Origin of the sequence: Bacteroides sp. 51, assembly GCF_010500965.1 — a bacterium.
Lineage (GTDB): Bacteria > Bacteroidota > Bacteroidia > Bacteroidales > Bacteroidaceae > Bacteroides.
In genome coordinates this window covers 205,874-232,783 of the sequence record NZ_QVMI01000001.1, presented here as the reverse complement: position 1 = coordinate 232,783, position 26,910 = coordinate 205,874, and the positions used below count along the sequence as shown (strand labels likewise).

Sequence of the window (26,910 nt, the reverse complement as noted above, 5' to 3'; positions counted from 1 at the left end):
AGAGATAAACGAAACTCCAAAGGGTAACGACGACCAGTAGGAGCTACACAACTTTTTGTACGCATAAGAGAAAATATTAAAGGGTGAATAGGAGTCAACCTATTTCAGGACAAGTCAGCGTGACCCCATGCAGCTACTATGTTCTAAGTTAAATCAAACTGTAGTTTATCAGCAATTGAACTCTTTTCCTGCCCAAAAGGCAGTTCAGTGAGTTCCAAAAGACCCGGGTGTTCCGATCGGGAAGACCCGGGTCTTTCATACCCATACACCCGGGTCTTTTGGGTTGGTACACCCGGGTGTATTCAAGGTTTGTCCATTTGCTGATGAAGCTTATAGTGTTTTCTCTGACCGGCTTCTCTTGCACAACGACAAAAGACATTAACCAGCGTAAATTCGCTATAAGCATTTTGTTAATCATATCGATGAGTCTCATGCGGCTTTTCATCTCCGTGTGACTTGTGATTGTAGCGTGTGACTTCTGTGCAACACGCTGATTCAAGAAACGCCCTATCCATCGGTATTTCAAGGGCGTTGTGTGAGATATGACACTTTTTCTGCCAGAAAACACTATGTATAGCGTTATAGCATGTTGCTATCGCATTTTAGTCTTTTTCGTTCAATACCAGCATCTCCTCAATATGATCGCGTACATTGCTCAGGCGAGGTACTTTGTGCTGGCCTCCCAGTTTACCTTTTTCTTTCAGCCAGTCGTGGAACAGTCCGTCGCGGGCAACGATTACTTCCAGCGGTTGAAGAGCAATATCTTTCCAGCGTTTAGCTTCATAGTCGGAGTTGACTTCTTTTAGAGTCATGTCCAATACGCTTGCAAAATGTTCGATCGAATCGGGCATTTTGGCAAACTCCACCAACCACTGATGGCGGCACTTGGCATTTGCATCCATGAACACCGGTGCGGCAGAATATTCGCTTATTTGTGCGCCGGTTTCGGCACATGCTTTGGTCAATCCTTTCTCGGCGTTATCTATAATAAGTTCTTCGCCAAAAGCATTGATGTAATGCTTGGTGCGGCCGGTAATTACGAACTTATAAGGTTTGTTGTTCGTAAACTTCACCGTATCGCCAATCATGTATCTCCACAATCCCGACGAGGTAGAGATTAGCATGGCGTAGTTCTTATTCAGTTCCACTTCGCTGAGGCTATAGACACGCGGGTTTTCTAGTTCCACATCTTCCAACGGAACGAACTCATAGAAGATGCCATAATCTATCATAATCAGCATGGAGCGGTCCGACAGATCATTCTGTGTACCAAAATAACCCTCCGATGCGTTATACGTCTCTACGTAGTGCATTTTAGGCGATTGAACAATCTGTTTATATTGCTCACGGTAAGGATTGAAGCTAACGCCCCCGTGGAAGAATACTTCCAGGTTTGGCCACACCTCTTCCAGTGTTTGCTTGCCGGTTTTCTCCAACACCCTTTTGATCAGTACAAGGAACCAGGAAGGAACTCCCGAAAGGCTTGTCACATCTGCTTTTATGGTGCTATTGGCGATGGCTTCGATCTTGGTTTCCCATTCGTCCATCAAAGCAACTTTTTTGCTGGGAACACGTAGAAAGTTTACGGCCGGGCTTACGTTTTGAATCAGAATGGCCGACAAGTCGCCCACCAATCCATGGCCTGAATTATCATTTGGCCTATGACTCCCTCCGAGGATAACGCCTTTTCCGGAAAAGAAACGGCTGCTTGGATTGTTCCTGAGATACATAGCAACAGCATCTGCCGCTCCTTTATAGTGAATGTCCTGTAGTGATTCTTTGCTGACGGGCAGGAACTTGCTTTTATCATTCGTTGTTCCCGAAGATTTGGCAAACCATTGGATCTCCGAAGGCCAGATCAGGTTCTTTTCCCCCGCTCTGAGACGTTCCACCCACGGTTTAATATCGTCATATGTCTGAATAGGCACACGTTGGCGGAAGTCCTCATAACTACGGATTGATTTATAATCATATTTCTTTCCCCATTCCGTGTTCTCGGCTTTTTTAAGGAGTTTCACCAGCACATTGTGCTGTATCTCTCCTGCTTGTGTAGCATATCGGTCTATTTGCTTTAATCTAGGTTCGAAAACCTTACCAATGATCTTTGTAATACTCATCTCAAATTTCTAATAACGTTTGGCTGCGCAAAAGTAACCTTATTTATCTTTTTTTTCTATCTTTACCACGTAAATAATCATAAAAAGTTAATTTTTTAAGATTTAGCGGACAATGAGAATAGGAATTCTGACATCAGGGGGAGATTGCCCCGGAATTAATGCTACAATTCGTGGTGTGTGCAAAACGGCCATCAATCATTACGGGATGGAGGTCGTCGGTATACACAGCGGATTTCAAGGGCTTCTGACCAAAGATGTTGAGATATTGGACGAAAAATCATTATCCGGTTTATTGAACATGGGGGGGACCATGCTGGGTACTTCGCGCGAGAAACCATTCAAGAAAAAGGGAGTCCCTGCCGGGTCGGATAAACCCGGTGAAATCGCCCGGAATATTGAAGAACTGGGCTTGGATTGTGTGGTTTGTATCGGCGGAAACGGAACGCAAAAGACGGCTGCCAAGTTCGCTGCTATGGGCGTTAATATTGTGTCTATTCCCAAAACAATAGACAACGATATCTGGGGTACGGATTTCTGTTTCGGGTTCGATACCGCAGTCAGTATTGCTACAGATGCCATTGATCGTTTGCACTCTACTGCCAGCTCGCACAAACGGGTGATGGTGATTGAAGTAATGGGGCACAAGGCGGGCTGGATTGCTTTATATTCCGGAATGGCGGGTGGGGGAGATGTAATCCTGATCCCCGAGATCCCGTATAACATCAAAAACATTGGAGAGACTATTCTTAACCGGTTGCGGAAGGGAAAACCTTACTCTATCGTGGTTGTTGCCGAGGGTATTCAGACAGATGGCAGGAAGCGCGTAGCCGAATATATTGCACAGGAGATTGAATACGAAACGGGTATAGAAACCCGCGAAACGGTGCTGGGGTATATTCAGCGTGGCGGATCGCCCACTTCATTCGACCGCAATCTGGCAACCCGGATGGGTGGTCATGCCACTGAACTTATTTCCCGCCGGGAGTTTGGACGCATGATAACTTGGAGTATGAACGAAATATCATCTCTGCCATTAGGCGAGGTTGCCGGAAAACTCAAAGTAGTTCCCGAAGATCACGACCTCATCATACAAGGTCAACGAATGGGTATCTCCTTCGGGTCGTCCGTTCATTCAGCGCATCTATGATTTGAGCTATTGCTATTGATTTGTCCTGCTCTATTTCTGTAGAGTCTTCTTCCGATTCCTCTTTTGTAATTTCACAGTCGTCCATCTCGTCAATGATATCATTGATAATCTCATCCGACATATCCTCAAGCATTTCTTCTACGGTTTCTATAGATTCCTCCACCTGCATAGAAACCTCGCCGGGGCACGTTGCCCCAACCTCGCCGGGGCACGTTACCCCAACTTCGTCGGGGGATGTTGCCTCGCGCGTTGCCTCACGGCACCTTGCTGCAAATGTTTGGTCGGATTTGATTTTCTTCAGTGCCATTTTGGCGGCATTCTGTTGAGATTCCTTCTTTGAGTATCCGTTTCCGTCTCCGGCCGTTATGCCTTCAATCAGTACTTCGGTCTGGAACATGGGGTTACTCTTCTCGTCCAGCGTTTGTTCGATGAGCTCAAAGGAAACCTTTACTTTATTTTTCTGGCACCATTCGATGAGTTTCGACTTGAAGTTAACTTCCTTCTTCGACAATTTATCGAGGTCGATATACTTGGCAATGATGCGCTCTTCAAGGAATTTCTTACACTTTCTGTATCCCTGGTCCAGATATATGGCCCCGATGAAAGCCTCGAACGCGTTGCCATACATATAGCTGTTGTGTGATGAGGAGCGGGCGGAATACTTTATGAGTTTATCCAGTCCGATCTCCACCGCCAACTTGTTCAGCGTTTCGCGTTGTACAATTTTGGAGCGTGTATTGGTGAGGAATCCTTCTCTTTTACCTTCGAAATGCTTATAAACGATATCGCCCACGATGGCATCGAGAATAGCATCTCCCAGAAATTCAAGACGTTCGTTGTTGATCGGGCGACCTTGCTCCGAGCGTAGAGAACTAGATTTGTGTAGGAGCGCCTGTTCATATAACTCAATGTTCTTAGGAAAGAACCCGAGTATCTTATAAAAACAAAGATAAGACTTTCTGTCCTTGTGGAACAGAAGTCTTATCCTGTCTATTTGGTTACGTAACACGACTAACTACTCTGCGTATTTTTTGAAAATCGCGCATGCGTTATGACCGCCAAATCCAAATGTATTGGACAAGGCTACGTTCACTTCACGTTTTTGCGCTTTGCTGAATGTGAAGTTCAGGTCATAGTCGATGTTTTCGTCATTATCTCCTTCTGCGTGGTTGATTGTCGGAGGTACAATATCATTTTTAACTGCAAGAATACTTGCGATAGCTTCAACGGCTCCGGCTGCACCCAGCAGGTGTCCGGTCATTGATTTGGATGAGCTGATATTGAGTTTATAAGCGTGGTCACCAAACACTTCTTTGATGGCTTTAACCTCTGAAATATCACCAACAGGAGTTGATGTGCCATGAACGTTGATATAGTCAACTTCTTCGGGACTCATTTCGGCATCTTCCAGTGCGTTTCTCATTACCAACTTAGCACCCAATCCTTCCGGATGTGAGGCTGTCAGGTGGTAAGCATCGCCCGAAAGTCCGGTACCAACAATTTCGGCGTATATTTTCGCTCCGCGGGCTTTTGCATGTTCCAGTTCTTCCAGAATAAGACAACCGCCGCCTTCTCCCATCACGAATCCGTCGCGGCTTGCGCTGAACGGGCGTGAAGCTGCCAGCGGTTCATCATTGCGGGTCGACAATGCGTGCATGGCGTTGAATCCTCCTATAGCCGCAGGTGCGATGGCTGCTTCGGAACCTCCGGATACGATAACGTTTGCCTTACCCAGACGGATGAGGTTAAAAGCGTCGGCGATAGCGTTGGTCGAAGTAGCACATGCTGCGCATGTGGCATAGTTCGGTCCATGAAAACCATACATGATTGATATTTGTCCGGCAGCGATGTCCGAGATCATTTTGGGGATGAAGAAAGGATTGAATCTTGGGCCTTTGTCCTGGTTCAGCGCATAATTGCTGACTTCGTCTTCAAAGGTAGTGATACCACCGATTCCGGCTCCAAAGATTACACCGATTTTGGTACGATCCTCGTTTTCTACATCAAGACCTGAGTCTGCGACTGCTTCTTTGGCTACGGCTACGGCGTACTGTGTGTACAGGTCCATCTTGCGTGCTTCTTTGCGGTCTATGTATTGCGTTACGTCGAAGTTTTTCACTTCGGCTGCAAATTTGGTCTTGAAGAGTGCGGGATCAAAACGAGTAATAGGCCCCGCTCCACTAACCCCATTGACAAGGTTTTCCCAGAATTCAGGAACATTGTTCCCAATGGGAGTAATGGCGCCAAGACCTGTTACTACAACTCTTTTTAATTCCATATGATGAATAGAAACAGATTACTTAGCGTGTTCTTCGATATAAGAAACAGCGTCGCCTACAGTACCGATTTTTTCTGCTTGATCATCAGGAATAGAAATTCCAAATTCTTTTTCGAACTCCATGATAAGTTCTACTGTGTCAAGAGAGTCTGCTCCTAAATCGTTAGTGAAGCTCGCTTCAGTTGTAACTTCTGATTCTTCAACGCCTAATTTGTCGACGATAATAGCTTTTACTCTTGATGCAATTTCAGACATAACTTTTAAGTTTTAATTAATAATCAGATTTATTTCTTTAAATTTGCGCTGCAAAGGAATAAATATTTATCGTTCCTAGCAAATATTTGAATAACAAAATGCGATTTCTTGCACATTTTTCACCTTTTTGTGCACTCGACCTATCAAATATGACTAAAAACATTGCTATTTTCGCTTCCGGTTCGGGTTCAAATGCCGAGAATATTATCCGTTATTTCATGGATCATGAGACAATTCGGGTGGCTTTGGTTGTTTCCACCCGGAGTAATGCCTTCGTTTTAGAACGTTCAGAAACGCTTGGTGTGCCTTTTGAAGTCTTTTTGCGCGATGAGTGGGCAAGCGGCGGGGCGAATGTGCTGGCTGCTTTGCAGAGGTATAATATTGACTTTGTTGTACTCGCCGGGTTTCTGGCTCATATTCCCGATGCTATTTTGCATACTTATCCCGACAAGGTTATAAATATACACCCTTCTTTACTCCCGAAGTACGGTGGTAAGGGCATGTATGGGGACCATGTTCACGAGGCGGTAGTGGCTGCCAGGGAAACGGAAACGGGGATCACTATACATTATTTAAATGAACGGTACGATGAGGGTGAAGTGATTGTGCAGGTTGCTTGTCCGGTTCTTCCTGAGGATACTCCGCAGGATGTAGCTGCTAAGGTGCATGCGTTGGAGTATGAGCATTATCCGCAGGTGATTGAGGAGGTAATAACTGGTTTACTGTAGGGGCGGTTCGCGAACCGCCCGATAGCGCACAGTAAATGATTTCCTCTGGCTTGTTGGGCGGTTCGCGAACCGCCCCTACGGTAAAAGGTTTAGGGCGGCAACGTGCCGCAGCGAAGTTTCGCAGTGTAATATATAAATAAAGACCTGGCACCGGCACCTTGCCGGCCGCATGGAAACCTGGGTGCAGCGCCTCGCTGCCCTCGCTGCCCTTGCCGGTTAGCGGAAGTCTTTAAGTTCTTCTTGTAGTTTTTGGCGGGTAAAGAAGATGCGGCTCTTTACGGTGCCCAGAGGCAGGTTTAGTTTATCGGCAATTTCGCGGTATTTGAAACCGGCCACGTGCATGGAGAAAGGAACGCGGTATTCGGATGGTAGAGCGTGTACCACGCGGCGCATTTCTTTCAGGTCGTAAGCGCTTTCGGTATTTTCGAAACCAGATTCTTGTGGAAGGTTCAGGTGGTATAGGTTATCCGTTTGGTCTACGTACGTTTGTTCGCGAACCACTTTACGATAGTTATTGATGAAGATATTACGCATGATGGTGTACATCCAACCTTTAAAATTGGTGTCGGGTGCATATTTCTCTTCATTATCCAGTGCTTTCAGAGAAGTTTCCTGTAATAGGTCGTTAGCTTCTTCACGATTGGAAGTCAATTTAAAAGCGAAGCGGAATAACTCATCCTGTACGCTTACCAAATCTCTCTTAAAATCTACACTACTTTTCATAACTTCTATTTTTAATGATTACCACTATGTTATACTTCTGACCGGAGATTGTTTTTCGTTCCGGTAATGCAAAGGTATGGTGGATCGCAAAAAACGATGGGACAAAATCTATCACAGAATAGGGGGGTAGCAGACAACGAACAGTTTTTAGGTAGTTTAGGCTAGTTTTTTGATAGATTTTAGGTGGTAATAGCCCAAGACTTTAAGAGGATGGGATGATAAATATGAATGATTTAATTTTCTTTCCTTCCTTATTAAACAATATATTTGTATTATGGAACGCTTCAAAAGACATAAAATGATAAGAAAGGCCAGGTGGTTCGAACTGTTCCTGCTTATTATCCTTATTCTTCATCTATTTCTTGTTCTTATATGTAATTCTCTTATTACACTGCCCGAAATAACCTTCTGATGAAAAGAAAAGAACCATTTAATCGATTGTTTTAGTGAGTTTTGATGTAAATGGTTTGCTGTAGGGGCGAGCTTAGTGAATGAATACTACTTTTTAAACATCATAAGAAGTACTATTATCGCCCGGAAATAGATTGGCTGTTGCTATGTTATACCCAGCTAAATTAAACTAAACCCAAAAACCTTTTGCGAGAACCGTTAGAAAATATATATTTGTATATTTCAGCATTCATTTGCCCATTACTAACAATTTAAGAATGTCACTTGTAAACACTAAAAAAGACTCTGAACTTTGGACTTCATTTGTGAATGGAGACAAGGATTCCTTTTCTTTATTCTACAAGTACAACTATGCCAAACTCTATGCATACGGCATTGGCTTGGGTATGGATGATGAAACCATCAGAGACATCATTCAGGAACTTTTTATTAAACTTTATACCAGACCTCACCTTATTAAAGAAGTGGCAACTATCCAGCCCTTCCTGTTTGCCTCCGTGCGGAATGCATTTATCAACCACGAAAAATTCAACAGCCGGCATCTTTCTTACCATCAAATTGAAAACTTCGAATTGAATTATTCTGTGGAGAATAGTCAGATTGAGGATGAAGAAGAACTGCAAATCCTGCGTAATAAGGTGAACCATGTAATCGGTAGCCTTACAGCTCGGCAAAAAGAGATTATTTATTTGCGATTCCTGCATCAAATGGAATATCACGAAATAGCCCACATCATGGATGTGTCCGAACAGGCTGCCCGAAACCTTACCTATAGAGCCATGGAGAAAATGCGGAAAGAAAACCCCGATTTTATGCTCTGTTTTTTCCTCCTCACACTCTTTGCCGAATGGCCTTAAAACATTTTTTTAAAGAAAATGAAAAAAAATCAAGAGAGACTGATTATAAAATCGGTCTCTCTTTGTACTATAACTAAGACGCATAAATTATGGAGCAAAATAAGTTGGATTTTGAATACTTTCTACTTGATACAGAGCTAAACGCCATATCAATAGAGAATAACCCGGAGAAACTGGAAGCATACATCGAAAAATACTCCGGCCATCGGGATATGATCTCCGATGCATTTACCCTGTTGCAGAACTTAAAGGTTAATCCGGCTATGGTGTCTCAGACACAGATTGATATGGATTACGATCTACTCTTTAAAGAAATTACCCAACGCCAAAGAAAGACACGTTCCTTACGGTTGACCATAGGTAGTGTTGCCGCCTGTGCCTGTCTGGTTCTGGGCTTCTCCCTATTTTTCAACAGAACAGGGATTGACGAACTACAACGGACCTCACAAATGCTATCCCTTTTGAATGAAGTAACCATCAACACCGATGAAGTCCAGATCATATCCGGCTCCACCACTACCCAGATAGAAAATAACGAAACCATCACCCAAACTGAAGATGGTAACCTGATGGTGGGAGAGAAAGAAAAAGTAAAATCCGCCGATCTCGAAACCGAACTTGTCCAGTTGGTTGTTCCTCACGGAAAAAGAACCAATATCAAGTTCCATGACGGTACCATGGCCTGGCTCAACTCAGGTAGTAAGCTAATCTATCCCAAAGTTTTTGCCGCCGATAAAAGAGAAATCTACATCGAAGGCGAAATCTATCTTGAAGTAGAGAAATCTAAAGAAAAACCCTTTATAGTTCATGCTAAGATGTTCGATGTAGAAGTACTTGGTACCAAATTCAACCTGAGTGCATACAGCGAAGATACCGAAAACTCAGTTGTACTAGTAGAAGGAAGTGTCGATGTTAAGACCGAAGCGCACAAACAACGGCTAGTACCCAGTCAGGGTTACTTCTCTCGCGATGGAGCGGCAAGGGTGAAGAAGGTAGACACCTACACATATACCTGTTGGAGAGACGGTGTTATGATTGTTGACGGAGAATCACTCGATAATATGTTCGCTCGCCTTGCCCGTCATTATAACGTAAATATCAAGTGCGATGAACAAACCATATCTACAGAGCGATACAAAGGAAAACTTAACCTGCACGATTCCCTGGAAGAGGTACTCAGAAGCTTGTCTGCCTCACTTTCATTTACTTATAAAAAGGGATCTGGCGATGAAATACAAATTCATATGAGGAAATAACAGCAACCCTGTGCTCTTCGTTTAACTTTAAATAAATCTTATACCATGACCCGAAAAACACACCGTCCACCTTAATCCCTTTTTATATCAATTGTTGATAAAAAGGAGTGAACCGCATAATACTGCGAATATTATACGGTTCGGTAACTTTAAGTGATTATCTCAAGTATCCATTAAAGCCAATCAAAAGTATGAAAAAACTATTAAAAACACACTTAAAAAACTTTAAGAGTAGTTTTCTTCTAAAAGTTATGAAAGTACAGTTAGTCTTATTTCTAATCGGTATTATGGGAAGCATGCTCCATGCAGAGAATGCTTTTTCTCAAACAACCATGTCTCTAAGTAATTCAAACATAGATGTTGAGACGTTATTCTCTGAAATCGAAAGCCAAACAGAGTATGTCATTTTATATCGTGAAAGCACTAAACTGAGAAAAAAAATATCAGTCAACGCCGAAGGTAAAAGTGTAGAAAGCATTCTCAAAGAAGCACTTTCACCACTTGGAATGAAATTCCACCTGAGTGGTAAACAAATCATTGTCACCGAAGATGATGTAAAAATAGAAACCGTTCAGGAAGTCAAACAACAAGACAAGCGGACTGTCACTGGTTTGGTGACCGACCAAAGTGGTGAGCCGCTTATCGGCGTAAATATCATTGAAGTAGGTACCACCAATGGTACAATTACCGATTTTAACGGGAAATATTCCATTGATGTTCCCTCTACCGCAAAGCTGCAATTCACCTATATTAGCTATACCCCTGTGGAGTCTGTAGTTGGTAATAAAACTGTTATCAACATTAAACTGGAAGAAGAGCTCTCCTCCCTTGATGAAGTAGTAGTAGTAGGTTTCGGAATCCAGAAGAAGGTGAACCTGACTGGTGCCGTAGCTGTAGTATCTGGTGATGAACTGATGGAACGCCCCGTAGCTAATGCCGCGCAAGCACTGCAAGGTATGATTCCCGGTTTAGATATTACCCAATCCAGCGGTAGTTTAGATTCCCGCCCCAATATCAGTGTTCGTGGTACCACCACCATTGGCGAAGGAACAGACGGCTCACCTTTGATCCTGATCGACGGCATGGAAGGTGACCTCAATACCATTAACCCGCAAGATATTGCCAATATCTCTATTCTGAAAGATGCGGCCGCATCTTCTATCTATGGTTCGCGCGCTCCGTTCGGGGTAATTCTGATTACCACCAAAAGCGGTAGTAAAGACGGAAAAACGACCATCAACTATAACAATAGTTTTCGTGTGGCCAACCCCATCAATAAAATGCAGATGATGAACTCTGTTGAGTTTGCCACCTGGGTCAACGATGCCTTAACCAATAAAGGTAAAAACGGACATTTCAACGATGATCGTATGCAACGGATCTTGGCCTGGCACAATGCAACTCCATTCGCCAAGGGGCAACGCATCAACAACGACGGAAACATTATTTATGCTCTTGAACCTGGTGCCAGCGGACAATGGAATGGTGGATTCTCTACCGGTGCCGACGATGTAGACTACTACGATGTAGTGTACAAAGACTGGACTTTCTCTCAAGAACATAATGTGAGCGCCAGCGGTGGTAATGAAAAGTTCAACTATTACGCTTCCGGTAGCTTCTTTGATCAGGGTGGATTTATGAAACTCGGAGATGAAGGCCTACAGCGCTATACCGCAACCGTTAAAGTAAACTCGAAACTGACGGACTGGTTGGATTTTAATGCCAACATCCGCTTTACCCGTGAAGACTACAAAGTTCCCTCCGCACTAACCAAAGATCTATATAATAAACTTGCCAGTAAATCATGGCCGGTTCTTCCACTTTACGATCGCAATGGATATTATTTCTACAATGACAATACCGCTGTTCCCGCGTTGGAAGAAGGAGGTACATCGAAAAAGCAAACAGACTATACTTATTTGCAGGGTGGATTTAAAATTGAACCTATTAAAAACTGGATTACAAATATTGATTTTAACTACCGTATAAAGTCGGGTGATACCCATACGGCTACCCAACTTCTATATAGTCACGATATTAATGAGACGCCCTATTTGCGTACCACTTCATCGCATGTAAAACAAGAGTTTGTGAAAGACAACTACTATAACTTCAATGCACGTACAGAGTATTCTCTGTCGTTGGCAGAGAAACACAACTTCCATGCTATGGCAGGTTTCCAGGCGGAGGAACTCAAATATAAAATGTTTGATATGCGCAGAGATGGTATCATGATTCCTGGTAAACCTGACATTGACCTGACTAATGGATTGGATAACAACGGGAACCCCATTACTCCAACAATGAGCGGTAGGCGTGAAGAATGGTCAACTATGGGCTTTTTCGGTCGTTTGAACTACGATTATCAAGGTAAATACCTACTGGAAGCAAATGTACGTGCCGATGGCTCTTCACGCTTCCGCAAAGGCAACCAATGGAAAACATTCCCTTCGGTATCGGCCGGATGGAATATTGCTCGCGAACGTTTCTTTGAACCGTTAACCCAAACCATTGATTTATTGAAACTTCGCGCCTCCTATGGTTCATTAGGAAATCAAAACACAAAAAACTGGTATCAAACTTACCAGAAAGTAGATGTTAAGGCTGCGAATGGTGCGTGGTTGCAAAACGGCGTGAAAACCAATACAGCTGTTGCACCCTTACTAGTTTCCGAGTTACTCACCTGGGAGATTATTGAAAGTTATAACATCGGATTGGATTGGGGATTACTGAATAATCGGTTGACTGGTTCGTTAGATCTTTATATCCGTAACACCAAAGATATGGTTGGTTATGCACCTGCATTACCTGCACTGTTGGGTACTAACGTTCCTCAAACCAATAACACCGACTTGAGGACGCAAGGCTGGGAAATGTCCATTACATGGAGAGATGTATTGAAAAACGGATTAAACTATTCGGCAAAACTATTGCTATCCGATTCGCGTACAAAGATAACACGTTACCCTAACAATCCTACCGGTGCATTCACTACGGATTATTCTGATCCTACCCAGAACAGCAACGATGCTAGTTATATTAAATATATTCAAGGTCGCTATACCGGTGAAATCTGGGGATTTGAAACCATTGGCATAGCTAAAACAGATGATGAGATGAAAGCCCATCTGGCAGCACTACCCAATGGTGGTCAAGACGCATTAGGTTCCGACTGGAAAGCGGGCGACATTATGTATGCCGATATCAATAAGGACGGTAAGATCTCTAAAGGGTCGGAAACAATTGGTGATCCCGGAGATAAAAAAGTCATCGGCAATAGCACACCACGCTACCTGTTTGGCATTGATCTGAATGCAGCATGGAAAGGTTTTGATATGCGTGTATTCTTCCAGGGGGTAATGAAACGCGATTACTGGCAAGGAAGTGAATACATGTTCGGATTCAAGAAGAGTGGACTTTGGAGTGCCGCAGGGATAACAAATGTGGATGATTATTTCCGCAATGAAGATACATGGTCAGTACAACAAGGCCATCGCGGAACAAACTACAATGCTTATCTGCCTCGCCCTATGGAAGATGATAAAAATGTGCAAGCACAATCCCGCTATCTCCAGGATGCTTCATATATCCGGTTGAAGAATTTGCAGATTGGTTATACCTTACCCACCGTTTTAACGATGAGATGGGGCGTTCAAAAGCTACGCTTTTACATTTCGGGCGAGAATCTCTGGACCGGTACAAGTCTGTCGTCGCAGTTTGATCCTGAAACGATAGGTACATATGGAGGTAACGGATATCCTTTATCAAGAACATTTTCGGGTGGGTTAAGTCTAACATTTTAAAATGATAACTATGAAACTAAATATAAAGAAAACATTGTTTTTAGTGCTGTTAGGCAGCGTATTTGTATCCTGTAGTGATTTCCTGGACAAAGAACCTCCATCAACTATCGTTCCTACAGACTATTATACCTCGGAAGATCAGGTACAGGCTTGTGCTAATGCATTTTATGCAGATATTCTTTTGTCTCATACCTACAATAGTAACAGCAGTTATGGTATTTTTGGACATGATACGGATACGGATAATCAGGCAGGAGTAGGCGCTGTAGAAAAGTATGCCAGTGGGCAAAAGAAAGTAGGCATGGATAATAGCAATTGGTCTACCGATATTAAATCCTGGGGTGGTATACGTAACATTAACTACCAATTAAACGCTATACTTGAACGTTACGATAAAAAAGAGATCAGTGGTTCGGATAAGAATATCCGTCAATATATCGGTGAACTCTATTTCTTACGTTCCTATGCTTATTTCCAGATGCTGATGTTTTGGGGTGATTTACCCATTATTACTGAGGCATTTCCAGATAATGAGGCAATTTTGGTAGCGGCAAACAAACGAAGCCCCCGTAATGAAGTGGCTCGCTTTATCTTAAAAGATTTGGATGAGGCTATTGGTTACATGAGTGATGGTTTTGAAACACGTCGCACACGTATTTCAAGGGATGCAGCCATATTAATGAAATCCCGGGTGGCGTTATTTGAAGGTTCATGGCTAACCAACTTTAAAGGTACTGCCTTTGTACCAAATGGTGAGGGATGGCCTGGTAAATCTAAAGACTACAACGCGAATTATCAATACCCTGAAGGTAGTATAGAGAATGAAATTAAATTCTTTCTGGAAGTAGCCGTTGCATCAGGTGAGATTATTGCAGAGAAGTATAAAAATGATTTGGTAAAGAATACAGGTACCATACCTCAATCCCTTACTGATCCGGAAAACCCTTATTTTAAACTTTTCGGGAATACAGATATGACCGAGTTTAAAGAAGTTCTTCTATGGAGAGAATATAGCCGGGGATTGGGTGTACAGAATCAGGTGGAAACTGCTGTGAACCGTGGAAATATGGGACGCGGTCTGACACGTGGTTTGGTAGAAAGTTTCTTAATGGCTGACGGTAAACCTATTTATGCACAGCATAATGGTTATACTTACAACGATGGAACCATAACAAGTGTACGCTCCAATAGAGATCCTCGTTTAATCATCTTCCTGAAAGAACCCGATCAAAAGAATGTTTTTAAGAATATGGACGACCGGATTGGGGATATGTTTATTGAAATTGAACCAAAACCTGATATTACGAATGGTGCGGGAGACCGCGTATATCCCACAGGATATGCACTTCGTAAAGGGGGAACTTTTGATAAAGCTCTGGCGGGTAACAATAAAGGATATACAGCTTCTATTACTTTCCGTGCTACCGAAGCTTTATTGAATTATGTGGAAGCACAATATATGCTTACCGGTAATATCGGTTCGGGCAAGATACTTGAATACTGGAAAACGATCAGGGAGAAAGCCGGCTTTAACGGTGACGCCATTGATCCGCAAACAACAATAGCGGCAACTGACATAACTAAAGAAGCGTTGGATTGGGGTGCTTATACCGCTGGTCAACTATTAACTGATCCAGTATTGTATAATATTCGTCGTGAACGTCGCTGTGAACTTATGGCGGAAGGGCTGAGATGGATGGACTTAATCCGTTGGCGTGCACTTGAACAAATGATTAAACAACCTTATCATATAGAAGGTTTCCACCTGTGGAATACACCGATGGAAAGTTGGTATTCTTTCAGCGCAACCGATTATGATGGTAGTTCATCGGCCAAAGTATCAAGTCCAACGCTGAGTGAATACCTACGTCCTTACGAAAAGAATATGACTACTGGTAATTTATTCCGCAATGGTTATACCTGGTCTATGGCGCAATACCTGGAACCGCTTCCTGTTAAGCAGTTCTTGTTAACAGCTCCGGATTATATCTCCGTTGATCAATCGCCATTATATCAAAATCCATATTGGCCAATTGTAGCCGATGAACCAGCTGAGAAATAAGTTAGAGTATGGGTAAATAGATTGTGGATAATAAAGGCTATTCCGGGATAAAAACAGTCTCGGGATAGCTTTTCTAACCTCATATTGTATAAACACAACTGAAATGAAAGTTCTTATATATGTATGTGTCATTGATGATGAGGGATTTGTCATAAATGATAATAATAAAGACAAGCAATTTCTTTGTAAAATAGGAAAAATACTGGAAGACAATTACCGGAACAGTGATTTTAATGTAAGCCGATTTGTGGAACTATCAGAGATGAGGAGGACAATTTTCTTCAGGCGTGTGAGGCGTGCTACCGGTTCTTCACCCAGTGAACTGTTAAAGAAGAAGCGACTTAGCGAAAGTGTTGTTTTGTTAACACAAGATGAACTGAACATATCCGAAATAGCATACAAAGTAGGATTTGATGATCCTTATTACTTTAGTAAGTGTTTCAAGGATTACTTTAACTATTCGCCTACTGAATACAGGAAGAAACTAATAGGGAATTATATGATAAACTGAGGTGTTATTCAGATGGATATTATCAGTTTTTTCTGTGTAGCACATTGAGTTTCCTCTTAGATTCACGTTCCACGTATTTATCCCATGCTTCGTAGTACATGGCTACCTCTCTTCTGACCGGATAGTTATTGCGGAAATCTTCGAAGCTTTCGGGATCTTCTTTCAGTAAATTGGTATCCTTTTGAGGATTATAGGCAAGTAGTATAATATCGTCGGGGTTATTGAATATATTTTTTGCAGTAACCCTCGGCCGGGGAAGTTTTATGTTAATCCTGGCGTCTATGTGGAAATGGCGGCACAATCCTTCCAGCGCCATGCGGGTGGCGTTTCCTTTTCCGTCGGCTGAATACCCCGCAATATGCGGCGTGGTGATGTATGCCCGTTTCAGTAACTCCCGGTTAATGTCGGGTTCGTTTTCCCATACATCAATAATGGCGTTTGTTGAGACAAGTCCTTCGTCCATAGCTCTTAGTAATGCTTCGGTATCTACAACTTCGCCCCGTGAGGTATTGATAATGATAGGCTTCTTTTTGAGCGAGCGGAAAAACGCCTCATTGCCCAGGTGATAAGTTTTATATTGACCCTCCATATTCAACGGGGTATGGAAAGAGATGATATCACATTGTTCGGCTATTTGCCCGAGAGTAGAGAAGCCGGCGTTACCTTCGCGTGAGGCACGTGGCGGGTCATTCTGTAGTACTGTCATCCCGAAAGTTGTAGTCTTCTTGGCTACCAGTGTTCCCACATTACCAACCCCAATGATACCCATTTTCATTTGTCCCAACGGGAGGTTATGTTCTTTCAGCAAAAGAGCCAGGCAGGATTCTATATATTCGGCAACCGAGTTGGCATTCGATCCCGGAGCATTAATCCACGATATACCGGCATCGTGACAGTACTGAACGTCGATGTGATCGTAACCGATAGTGGCCGTGGCAATGAACTGCACCTTGCTTCCTTCCAGCAGTTTCCGGTTACATTTTGTACGGGTGCGGATGATTAAAGCATCCGCATCCCTGATTAGTTCGGGCGTGAAGCCATTGCCGGGAGCATACACAACCTCATCGGCTATTTCCTTGATCGCTTCTTGTATATAAGGGATCTTTTCGTCGACAACTACTTTCATAAGTCATGATTTCTAAACCGGCGTAAATTTAGAATTAATGGTTCATGTGACAAAATGAAAGTAGAAGTATTTAAATTAATCTGCCTTTAGTCCCAACGCATTAATGTACCCTTCCTGTATCACGCAATTCTTAAACTTGCTGGCTTCGATGAAGTTCATCATAGCTTTGCGTGCCATTTCCTGATTTGGGCGTGCATCGCGTATTTCCTTATATGTGCCTCTTGGAGCTTCGGAGAATTCTACAACCGCGCTCCAGTTTTCGGGTGGAGTGATACCGACAAACGAAGAGCCATCCGCTTTTTTGTATGGCCAGAACGTCCAACCGATATTGTTATCTTCCATAGTTTTGCAGAAGGTTGCCATCCATTCGTTCGTGTTATGGCCGATTTCACCCATATACATCGGAAGATTTACACTGTCGCGGAAGTGGATAAAATTCATAATCGCTTCTTTAGTCGGCTCACCACCATAGCGATGGCAGGTGTACATCAGCTTATCATCGAATGTGGAATCCTTAAAAGGCTTGAAGTTACCGTTCCATTGCGATCCTCCCAACAGAATGATGTGGTTATTGTCTACTTCGCGGATGGCGGCTACGCCCATCTTGTAAACATCCTCCAATTTATCGTTTAGTTCCTCCATATTTTCGAAGTATGGAGCGATGGGTTCGTTGAATAATTCGTAACCCAGAATAACAGGTTCATTCTTGTAGTAATCGGCTATCTTGCGCCAAATGTCGCAATACAACTGCTGGCTTGTTTCGCTTTCGAACAACCAGGGATACCCGAAGCTATCGTCGATGTTATCGCCCGTTTGTCCGCCAGGTGCATCGTGCATATCGAGGATCAGATAAAGATCGGCCTCGCGACACCATTTTACTACCGAATCCACACGGGCAAAACCATCCTGGTTGGCAGTCAGTCCCATATAATCTTCGTCGGTAAATAGTTTATAATGGAAAGGCAGGCGAATGGTGTTGCTACCGGTACGTTTGATGAACTGTATATCGTCGCGGGTGATGTAGTGATCCTTAAAAGCTTTCCAGAACTCAGCAGTGAAGTCGGGACCCACCATCTGACTGAACATCTCGTTGATGAAACGGCCGGAATTGGCTTTATTGAATTTAAACATATAACCTTCCGGATTCAGCCAGTTACCCAAATTGGTTCCTTTAATAAAGAGTTTGCTGCCATCGGGTTTGATGAGGTCCGGTCCGCTGATGGTGATAAACTTTATGTTTTGAGTACTTTTTTCTTTTCCAGATTGCGGGCTACAACTGCAAAACAAAACGATCGTTGCGAGTAAAATAAATAATGAATGTTTCATGGTTAGATTCTTTTATTAGACTTTGTTTATTGTATGATGTATATGTGTGCGTTACTTATTGGCATTCCAACGGAAGGAAGCGACTGATTTGGCCGGGATTTCATAACTGAACTGACGCTTGGAGTCATTTACCTTGAATAATTTAGCTTGTTCGGCATCGTTCATTATCGCCAGGGCATAAGTTCCGTCGGTATTTTCGACTGCTGAATAGATCAGTCCGTTATCTTGTGTACCGGTTGATTGGATACGTACTGCACCCGGTTTTACAACCGCCGAAAGATGACTGATAATATAATAATGTGAGTTGCGGGTAATCGTTTTATAATCCGATTTATCAATATCGACAGCACCATAGCAAACGGTGCATCCACCTTCGCGGTTAGGGCCACGTTCGATATCGAGCATCAGGTTCCACACAATGACACCCTTGCACCAGTTGTTGATTGTGCCCAAACCTACTTCGCGCATATCCTCCATGAGTCGGCGGTTTAGGTTACGACCATCGTTCCACATACCGATGGATGTTTCGGTGAAAACGAGCTCTTTGTCGGGACGGGTGCTTTGTATACGATTCAATTCGCTTTTGTTTCCGCCGTAATTGTGGTACGCCGCTCCGGTGAGGAAGGCAGCAGCCACTTCATCATCGTAGATTTTAAGTGGGTACTGCTGCTCCTCGGGCATGTTGTCATAATTGTAATTGTGGTCGAAAGCGTATATCTGGGTGTCTAGTCCGGCTTCTTTAAGTTGAGGGCCTAATGCTTCCTTCACGAAAGCCAGTTCTTCGCGCCATCCCATAAAGAGAGAGGCGGAATTGCCCCTGTTCAACGGTTCATTCTGTGGAGTAATGGCATGGACGGTGATGCCTGCATCGGCCATGGCTTGTATCCATTTAACGAAGTATAGTCCGTAATCCTGATAGTATTTAGGATTCAGATGTCCACTGGTCCACGATTCGTAGGGTTCAAGCTCGGTCAGGTTGTTTACCTTCATCCACGGCGGACAGGTCCACGGTGAACCAAGTATTTTGATATCGGGGTTGATGGCCAGTATCTCTTTTAATATAGGTATAACGTATTCCGTTTCTTCGCTTTGCAGCGCAAAATTCTCGATGCCGGGAATGTCGCAACAGGTATACTCGCTCAGCGAGAAGTCCGAGCAACCGATGGATATACGGATATAACTATGTCCGTAACCCTTCTCGTGCGAGAACGTCTCGGTAAGGAATTGGGTACGGTTTTCTACGGTCATCTGCATGAGGTTGTAGCAGGTGGAACCTGTTACGGCAGAACCGAAGCCATCTATTGTTTGATAGCGGGTGGTGGGATCGAGTGTAATAGTCGTCTCTGTGGGCAGTGTTTTGCCGATGAGTTCGATGTTTTGGTAAGACAGGTCTTGTGTCCGGTCGTTGGTAGTAAGGTAGACCGAAACGTGGTTGTCGCTTGTGCAAGAGGTAATCAACGCCCCTAAGTATAACGACAGGAAAAGCAGGTTCTTATAATTCATTATTTCTGGTATTTGATTAGGTGGATCAAAAATAGAGAAAAGAAGAACTTATTTGGTTTTAGGTACTGATTTGGGGGTGGAATAGGATGGTGGTTAGTTGTTAATGCACTGATTTGTAGAATGATACATGTGTGGTTGTTGATGGAAAAAGTGGTGGTTTTTTATTAACTAAATTCCCTCATAGTGTAGGGGCAGGCCTTGTGTCTGCCCTCACGCCACGATTACCGTCCAACCATCTTTGCAGGATCAACCAATTGATCAAACTCTTCGCCTGTGATATCGCCAGATTCTATAGCCGCTTCGCGTAGCGTTTTACCTTCCTTGAATGCTTTCTGGGCGATGGCAGCTGCTTTGTAGTATCCAATCTTCGGGTTAAGCGCCGTAACAAGCATAAGCGAGTTATTCAGGTGCTTATTAATATTATCATATAAAGGTTCGATTCCAACGACGCACTTATCGTTAAAGCTTGTGCAACCCTCGCCAAGCAAGCGTGCGCTGTGCAGGAAGTTATAAATAATCATTGGTTTGAATACGTTTAGTTCGAAGTGGCCTGTGGCTCCGCCTATGCTAATGGCTACATCATTGCCCATAACTTGTGCAGCAATCATCGTCAACGCCTCGCACTGTGTTGGGTTTACCTTGCCCGGCATGATGGAAGACCCTGGTTCATTGTCAGGAATATGAATTTCGCCGATGCCACAACGCGGTCCCGAACTCAGCATACGTATATCGTTGGCTATCTTCATCAAGCTGACTGCAATGGTTTTAAGAGCACCATGTGTTTCGACAATAGCATCGTGACTGGCCAGCGCTTCGAATTTATTAGGAGCTGTAACAAATGGAAGTCCTGTTAACAAGGCAATCTCCCGTGCTACATTCTCATCATAATGCGGGGGAGTATTGATACCTGTACCAACGGCAGTGCCGCCCAACGCGAGTTCGGCCAGATGAGTTTTAGCATTTCCCAGCGAACGCAGTCCGTGGTCGAGTTGCGCTACATAACCGCTAAACTCCTGACCTAAGGTCAGGGGAGTGGCGTCCATAAAATGTGTGCGGCCAATCTTTACCACTCCCATGAACTCCTTACTCTTGGCGCGGAGTGTATCGCGCAACTTGCGAATTCCCGGAATCGTAACTTCTTCCAACATCTTATAAGCAGCGATATGCATGGCCGTGGGGAAGGTATCATTCGATGACTGCGACTTATTCACATCATCATTAGGCGACATCATCTTTTCTTTATCCGTCAGCTTGCCGCGGTTCAATACATGTGCGCGATTGGCTATCACTTCGTTGACGTTCATATTGCTTTGCGTACCACTTCCTGTTTGCCAGACAACAAGTGGAAAAGCAGCATCCAGTTTTCCCTCAAGGATTTCATCGCATACCTTGCCGATTAAATCGCATTTTTCTTTCGATAGAACACCCGATTTATAATTGGCCAATGCTGCCGCTTTTTTGAGGTAAGCAAATGCGCGGATAATTTCTTTAGGCATCCGGTTGATGTCCTGAGCTATCTTAAAGTTATCCACGCTCCGTTGGGTTTGTGGACCGTAATATGCATCGGCAGGGACTTTCACTTCGCCCATTGTATCTTTTTCTATTCTGTAATCCATAATCTTTTGGCTTAAATGATTCGCATCATTTAGTAACACAAATAGGAATGTTTTTGTTTGTCCATTGGCTATAATATACCATTCTTTCCCACAGTTTGGCACAGTTGTGCCTCGCGTTTGGCACTGTTCTGCCAAGCCGTTGGCAGAGCAGTGCCAACGAATCGGCACAACTGTGCCAACGGCTTGGCAGAACATAATACAAATAGCTTCATTGTGGATTCTGTAGTTAGCGAATGTTGATGACTTGGCTTTCGAAGTCATCGCGGGGTACGCGGGCTTTGTTTCTAACTTTGGCGCGGTAATTATAAATCGTGTTCAGTGAATAGCGAAGGAATTCTGCGATCTGTGTACTATCTGTTATTCCCAGGCGGATGAGTGCAAAGATACGAAGCTCTGTATTTAGTAATTCTCCTTTCTTAGGAATAATCGGATCATCTTCCACTAAGAGGCTGTTGAATTGTGCGATAAAATCGGGAAATAGTTGCAAGAAAGCCGTGTCGAAATTGTTGTATAGCTCGTTCAATTCTTCATCAAGAGCATTGGGCGAGCGGGTGATAGCGAAAAGCTCGTCTGTTTGTCCGTGGCCAATTTTTTTGTTAACCATACGGCGGTAAGCATCCAGCTTATCAATATAGGTTGAGCAAAGCTTGATAAAACGTCCGATGTATTCCTCTTTTATATGATTCGACTCAGACAGCTCCATATTGGTCGATTGCAGGCAGGTGTTCATGTTCTGCAATTCTTTATTTAAGTCTTTCAGTTGTTCGTTAGCGTTTTGCAGCCGATTCCGGGCAATCGCCAACTTCTTCATTTGTTTATAAATGAATGCAAGAGCAACGACTAACAGAATGACCAGCACGCTGATCAGAATAAGATAATTACGTAGTTTCTGGTTCTGTTTTTCTACCAACCCCTGATAAGTCTTGTCTATGAGCGAAAGGATGCCCGCGCTCTGAATGCTCCGTAAACGTGCATTATACATAGATGTTTCGTTCCATGAAAAGCGGATGTAACGGTATGCCCGTTCAATATCGCCCTCGGCATAAAGCAACTGTGCCAGCATCCAAAGAGAGGCGTGGTCTTTGATAGACGATTGTATATCGGATAGCGCGGATAGCGTTAGATAACTCTTTTGCTCCTCACGTTTGCCCTGATGCTCCATGACAAGCGCCCGGTGGAAAGTAACTAAAGCATATTCCGGAGTGCCGAAACGTGCTTTTTGCAGACGGATATTATTGACTTCCAGTGCTCGCTGATAGTCATTGGAGTTGCGATAGCTTGCTTCCAGGTGATTGTAATACAATTCGGAATTCGGATTAATAACTGCCTTCAGCGAATCACTGTATGTATTTGCTTTTGCCCGGTATCTCTTTGCCGAGGCTTTATCCTGTGTATGAAAAGCAAGTTCACTGTATATGTTGTTGTAACAAAGAAAATACTCGGTAAGGTGGTGAGAAGACAGGAAATGGCGGTCTACTGTTTCCAACATATCAATGGCTTCCTTGAACATTCCCGATGAATTCAGTAACAACGAGAGTAAGAGGCGGCTTTCGTTTTCTTTATTCCGGTCTTCGAGTTGTTCGGCTAAAGCAATATTTTCGTTCAGGTAATGGATGGCAGAGTCGCAGATATATGTTTTATATTCTTTAAACAAGGATAAGTTCCATTGGTAAGATTCCTCAGGAATCTGGGCTTTTGAGAGTTCCGCTTTCAGTCCATTTATCCGGTTCTCTTTCTCTTCTGTAAAGGTTTGGTGGATGTTGATCGTTTCATCCAGTACAAGCAGGAGCGAGTCCAACCGGTTTCCACCCCATAGGTTGTGGGGCAGCAGAATGGATAGGATGCAGATTATGGCGACTTTGACCTTCATAGTTCCACAAAGATAACAACAAATGCAAACAGAAGAACAAAAGAACGAGAGAAGAAATAATAAACCAGAATTTTGTTCGTTTGTTCTTCTGTCCTTATCTTTGTAGCAAACCCCCAAATCACCTATCTAATGAAAAACTTAACATTACAGCGCATTGCCGCTATCGACGTGTTTCGCGCGTTGACCATGTTCTTGATGCTTTTTGTGAATGACATTCCCGGATTGAGGAATATTCCCCACTGGCTCCTTCATGCCGAATATAATGAAGATATGCTAGGTTTCTCGGACACTATTTTCCCCGCTTTCCTTTTCTGCATGGGTATGTCTATTTCGTTTGCCGTCCAAGGGCGCATAAAGAAAGGTGATAGTCTGTTGCAGGTAGGTATGCATATTTTCTGGCGTACGGTTGCACTGATTGTTATGGGACTTTTCACGGTAAACTACGGTTCGCTGGACCCCGTTGCAACAGGTATGACCGTAAACGTGTATTGCATATTGATGGTTATTGGTTTCTTCCTTGTCTGGGCAGTATATCCTAAAGTAGAAGATAAGAAGAAAAAGTACCTTTTCATCGGAATGAAAGCCATTGGAGTCGCGCTACTGGTTTTCTTGTTTCTTATCTATGAAGGAAGGGATGGAGTTCCTTTCGGACCTAAATGGTGGGGTATCCTTGGATTGATCGGATGGACGTATGTGATCTGTGCAGTGATCTACCTTTTCACCCGTGAGAGCCTGGTCCGTAATGCGGTGGTTTGGGTGATATTCATCGTTTTGATGCTCCTGAACCATGCTAAGATTATCTCATTGAGCTTTATTCCGAGCGATTTTACGTTGCATATATTCGGTTTCTCCGGAGTATTGACATCTTTGTTGATGCAAAAGTATGCCGATACAAAGAAACCGTGGAAGTTTATTTCTATACTTTGTGCGCTAGGTGTAGTCATGCTGATCGGTGCATTGATTTCGCATCCGCATTGGATTATCTCTAAAATACAAGCTACTCCTACCTGGTTCTTCTATTGTATGGCGGCGTTCTTCCCACTTTTCGGATTCTTCTACTGGCTGACTGATGTGAAGCAGAAACAAAACTGGTTTGATATTATTAAGCCTGCCGGGACTGCAACGCTGACTTGCTATGTTTTACCTTATATATGGTATAGCGTGATGAGTATGCTGCATATAGGTTATCCGGACATATTGAATAGTGGAATTCCCGGGTTATTACGCTCGATGGTATTTTCGTTGCTGATTGTCTGGATTACGGGACTGCTGGTTAAGGGAAAGATTAAGTTGAAGATATAGCGAGATCCACCCCCTGCCCCCGCCAGCGGGGGATACCTGCGGCATCGTATCCCCCGCTGGCGGGGGCAGGGGGTGGATGTTTTACTTATAAATCAACGTCGACATTTGCGCCGGATCGAAAACCTCATTCGCTACTTCCAGCACCTGCTCGGCAGTAAGTGCATTGATCCGCCCAAACACCGCTTCGGGTGCTTCCCATTTATTATAATGCAGGAAAGTCTTTGCCATCCCCAATGCATTATTCTCATTATTATCCGATCCTACGGCAATCTGCCCGATGAGTTGCTTCTTTGCAGCAGACAATTGACTTTCAGTCAGTTGCTTGCTGCGCAATGTGTTGAGTTCTCTCTCAACCAGCCGAATGCACTGTTTAATGTTATCCGGGTCGGTACCGAAATAAATAGAGAAAAGTCCCGTATCGGTAAATGAAGTAAGGTTCGACTCCACATTATAAACTAAACCACGACGCTCGCGGAGGCTCACGTTCAGTTTGCTATTCATGCCCGGTCCACCCAACATATTATTCAAAAGATAAAGTGCGGTGCGCTTTTCGCTGTACGCATTATAAGCGCGGCAACCCATCATAACATGGGCCTGACTGGTATCTTTATGCAAGATCTCTTCCGCCTTTTCATAAACCGGTGGAGGAGTACGCTTGTTCTCAATCTGTACATCAGGTAAATCGCCAACCGCTTTTTCTACCTGACGCACTACCCGTTTGAAATCAATATTGCCCTGTACAAAGAAAACCGCATTAGATGGATGGTAATAACGAGACGTAAAATCAATAACCTTCTCCGAAGAATACTCTTTCAGCAGTTCAGGAGTCCCTAATATATTATGTCCTAATGGATGTCCGCGGAAAATCATATCCTCGAAATCATCGAAGATCAACTCCGAAGGATTATCCTCATAAGAGCGGATTTCATCAATCACGACCTCTACCTCTTTGCGGATTTCATTCTCCGGAAAAGTAGAGTGGAATACAATATCCCCCAGCAAACTTACGGCACGATTAAAGTGCTCGACCAGAAAGGCCGAATACACCACCGTTTCTTCTTTATTTGTATAAGCGTTAAGGTCGCCACCCACCGATTCCATTCCGTTCAGAATCTTCCAGGCGCTTCGTGATTTCGTTCCCTTGAACACCATGTGCTCCACGAAATGCGCCATTCCATGTTCGTGAGGGAGTTCATCTCGTGTTCCTGCATTAATTGCAAAACCACAATAAGCTACTTTAGACGATGAAGGCTGATGTATAATGCGCAACCCATTGCGCAACGTATATTGATTGTATTCCATAAAACGTATTAATTAAAACTTCGCACGGCACATTGCCCTTTCCGCATGGTAACCTGGGTGCAGCGCCTCGCTGCCGCCTCGCCGCGCAAAATTACAACAAAAGTTATTGCTATTTATAGGAAAATGCGGATATTTGCATCTTGGTAACATAATCCTTCTTATCCTTATGGAATATATAGGAATCTTTTGCTCTGCTTCCAATACCATTGACCAGGCGTATTTCGATGCGGCTAGTCAGTTGGGAGAATGGATGGGCAGGGAACACAAAACCCTCGTCTACGGGGGATCTAATCTCGGACTTATGGAGTGCATTGCCAAAGCCGTAAAAGATAACGGCGGACATGTGATCGGAGTAATCCCAACCAAATTGGAGAAGAACGGTCGCGAAAGCCTGATTCCCGATGAGGTAATCCATACCCAGAACCTGAACGACAGGAAAGATATCATTACCGCAAAGTCCGATGTACTGATAGCCCTGCCCGGAGGAATAGGCACACTGGATGAAGTATTCCATGTCATGTCGGCAGCTACGCTGGGCTATCATAATAAGAAAGTGGTATTCTATAATATAGAAGGATTCTATAACGACCTGTTAGATATACTCGATAAATTAATTCGGGAGAAGTTTGCCCGGACGAAGATTTTCAGCCACTATGAAATAGCAAACACACAAGATGAATTGATCAGATTACTCGAAAACATTTAGTACTAAGCATA

19 protein-coding genes and 1 pseudogene are annotated in these 26,910 nt (G+C 43.6%); 9 read left to right on the top strand and 11 right to left on the bottom strand.

What is annotated here, in order from left to right; translation table 11 throughout:
- Positions 1–602: 602 nt before the first annotated feature.
- On the bottom strand, positions 603–2,117 hold the full coding sequence (locus D0T87_RS00770) for a GH3 auxin-responsive promoter family protein (RefSeq protein WP_163171858.1): 1,515 nt from the start codon (positions 2,115–2,117) through the stop codon (positions 603–605).
- A gap of 112 nt (positions 2,118–2,229) precedes the next feature.
- Between D0T87_RS00770 and D0T87_RS00765 the strand changes: the two genes are divergently transcribed.
- Complete coding sequence (locus D0T87_RS00765) at positions 2,230–3,264, top strand: ATP-dependent 6-phosphofructokinase (RefSeq protein ID WP_163171856.1); 1,035 nt, start codon at positions 2,230–2,232, stop codon at positions 3,262–3,264.
- Here D0T87_RS00765 and rnc read toward each other — a convergent pair.
- The 3 genes and pseudogenes from rnc to D0T87_RS00750 all read right to left on the bottom strand — a co-directional run bounded on the left by rnc (position 3,203) and on the right by D0T87_RS00750 (position 5,797).
- A pseudogene (gene rnc, locus D0T87_RS00760) lies at positions 3,203–4,317 on the bottom strand (ribonuclease III). The gene D0T87_RS00765 and the pseudogene rnc sit on opposite strands and share 62 nt — an antisense overlap.
- On the bottom strand, positions 4,280–5,542 hold the full coding sequence (fabF, locus tag D0T87_RS00755) for a beta-ketoacyl-ACP synthase II (protein WP_163171852.1): 1,263 nt from the start codon (positions 5,540–5,542) through the stop codon (positions 4,280–4,282). The pseudogene rnc and the gene fabF overlap by 38 nt, the downstream one beginning before the upstream one ends.
- Positions 5,543–5,560: 18 nt before the next feature.
- On the bottom strand, positions 5,561–5,797 hold the full coding sequence (locus D0T87_RS00750) for an acyl carrier protein (RefSeq protein WP_002558672.1): 237 nt from the start codon (positions 5,795–5,797) through the stop codon (positions 5,561–5,563).
- 98 nt (positions 5,798–5,895) lie between these two features.
- Between D0T87_RS00750 and D0T87_RS00745 the strand changes: the two genes are divergently transcribed.
- Entirely contained in the window at positions 5,896–6,525 is a 630-nt protein-coding gene (locus D0T87_RS00745) for a phosphoribosylglycinamide formyltransferase (RefSeq protein WP_163171850.1), read from the top strand.
- A 216-nt stretch (positions 6,526–6,741) separates the two neighbouring features.
- Here D0T87_RS00745 and D0T87_RS00740 read toward each other — a convergent pair whose 3' ends face one another.
- Positions 6,742–7,248: an RNA polymerase sigma factor gene (locus D0T87_RS00740; RefSeq protein WP_163171848.1), complete on the bottom strand. Its 507-nt coding sequence runs from the start codon at positions 7,246–7,248 to the stop codon at positions 6,742–6,744.
- Between the two features lie 668 nt (positions 7,249–7,916).
- Here D0T87_RS00740 and D0T87_RS00735 point away from each other — a divergent pair.
- From D0T87_RS00735 to D0T87_RS00715, 5 genes are all read left to right on the top strand, one after another.
- Positions 7,917–8,516: an RNA polymerase sigma factor gene (locus D0T87_RS00735; protein WP_163171846.1), complete on the top strand. Its 600-nt coding sequence runs from the start codon at positions 7,917–7,919 to the stop codon at positions 8,514–8,516.
- An 89-nt stretch (positions 8,517–8,605) separates the two neighbouring features.
- A complete protein-coding gene (locus D0T87_RS00730; protein ID WP_163171844.1) occupies positions 8,606–9,772 on the top strand; it encodes a FecR family protein in 1,167 nt (388 codons plus the stop codon).
- Between the two features lie 251 nt (positions 9,773–10,023).
- Positions 10,024–13,575, top strand: a complete 3,552-nt coding sequence (locus D0T87_RS00725; RefSeq protein WP_239063405.1) for a TonB-dependent receptor — start codon at positions 10,024–10,026, stop codon at positions 13,573–13,575.
- A gap of 10 nt (positions 13,576–13,585) precedes the next feature.
- On the top strand, positions 13,586–15,637 hold the full coding sequence (locus D0T87_RS00720) for a RagB/SusD family nutrient uptake outer membrane protein (RefSeq protein ID WP_163171842.1): 2,052 nt from the start codon (positions 13,586–13,588) through the stop codon (positions 15,635–15,637).
- A gap of 103 nt (positions 15,638–15,740) precedes the next feature.
- Positions 15,741–16,148, top strand: a complete 408-nt coding sequence (locus D0T87_RS00715; RefSeq protein WP_163171840.1) for an AraC family transcriptional regulator — start codon at positions 15,741–15,743, stop codon at positions 16,146–16,148.
- Positions 16,149–16,170: 22 nt separating this feature from the next.
- Here the strand turns inward: D0T87_RS00715 and pdxB are convergent, their stop codons facing one another.
- The 5 genes from pdxB to D0T87_RS00690 all read right to left on the bottom strand — a co-directional run bounded on the left by pdxB (position 16,171) and on the right by D0T87_RS00690 (position 23,589).
- A complete protein-coding gene (gene pdxB, locus D0T87_RS00710; protein ID WP_163171838.1) occupies positions 16,171–17,274 on the bottom strand; it encodes a 4-phosphoerythronate dehydrogenase PdxB in 1,104 nt (367 codons plus the stop codon).
- A 75-nt stretch (positions 17,275–17,349) separates the two neighbouring features.
- Positions 17,350–18,600 carry a glycoside hydrolase family 5 protein gene (locus D0T87_RS00705; protein ID WP_163171836.1) on the bottom strand — a complete coding sequence of 417 codons (1,251 nt, stop codon included), beginning with the start codon at positions 18,598–18,600 and terminating at the stop codon, positions 17,350–17,352.
- Positions 18,601–18,651: 51 nt separating this feature from the next.
- Positions 18,652–20,103 (bottom strand): glycoside hydrolase family 30 beta sandwich domain-containing protein, encoded by a 1,452-nt coding sequence (locus D0T87_RS00700; protein ID WP_163171834.1) that lies wholly within the window; start codon positions 20,101–20,103, stop codon positions 18,652–18,654.
- Between the two features lie 221 nt (positions 20,104–20,324).
- Positions 20,325–21,719 carry a class II fumarate hydratase gene (gene fumC / locus D0T87_RS00695; protein ID WP_163171832.1) on the bottom strand — a complete coding sequence of 465 codons (1,395 nt, stop codon included), beginning with the start codon at positions 21,717–21,719 and terminating at the stop codon, positions 20,325–20,327.
- Positions 21,720–21,945: 226 nt separating this feature from the next.
- On the bottom strand, positions 21,946–23,589 hold the full coding sequence (locus D0T87_RS00690; RefSeq protein ID WP_163171830.1) for a DUF6377 domain-containing protein: 1,644 nt from the start codon (positions 23,587–23,589) through the stop codon (positions 21,946–21,948).
- A gap of 129 nt (positions 23,590–23,718) precedes the next feature.
- Between D0T87_RS00690 and D0T87_RS00685 the strand changes: the two genes are divergently transcribed.
- Positions 23,719–24,891 carry a DUF5009 domain-containing protein gene (locus D0T87_RS00685; RefSeq protein WP_163171828.1) on the top strand — a complete coding sequence of 391 codons (1,173 nt, stop codon included), beginning with the start codon at positions 23,719–23,721 and terminating at the stop codon, positions 24,889–24,891.
- A gap of 81 nt (positions 24,892–24,972) precedes the next feature.
- Here the strand turns inward: D0T87_RS00685 and D0T87_RS00680 are convergent, their stop codons facing one another.
- The gene (locus D0T87_RS00680; RefSeq protein WP_163171826.1) at positions 24,973–26,193 is read right to left on the bottom strand and encodes a pitrilysin family protein; all 1,221 of its coding nucleotides are present in this window, start codon (positions 26,191–26,193) and stop codon (positions 24,973–24,975) included.
- A gap of 166 nt (positions 26,194–26,359) precedes the next feature.
- On the opposite strand from D0T87_RS00680, the gene D0T87_RS00675 reads away from it, so the two are divergent.
- Positions 26,360–26,899, top strand: a complete 540-nt coding sequence (locus D0T87_RS00675; protein WP_163171824.1) for a TIGR00730 family Rossman fold protein — start codon at positions 26,360–26,362, stop codon at positions 26,897–26,899.
- Positions 26,900–26,910: the final 11 nt, after the last annotated feature.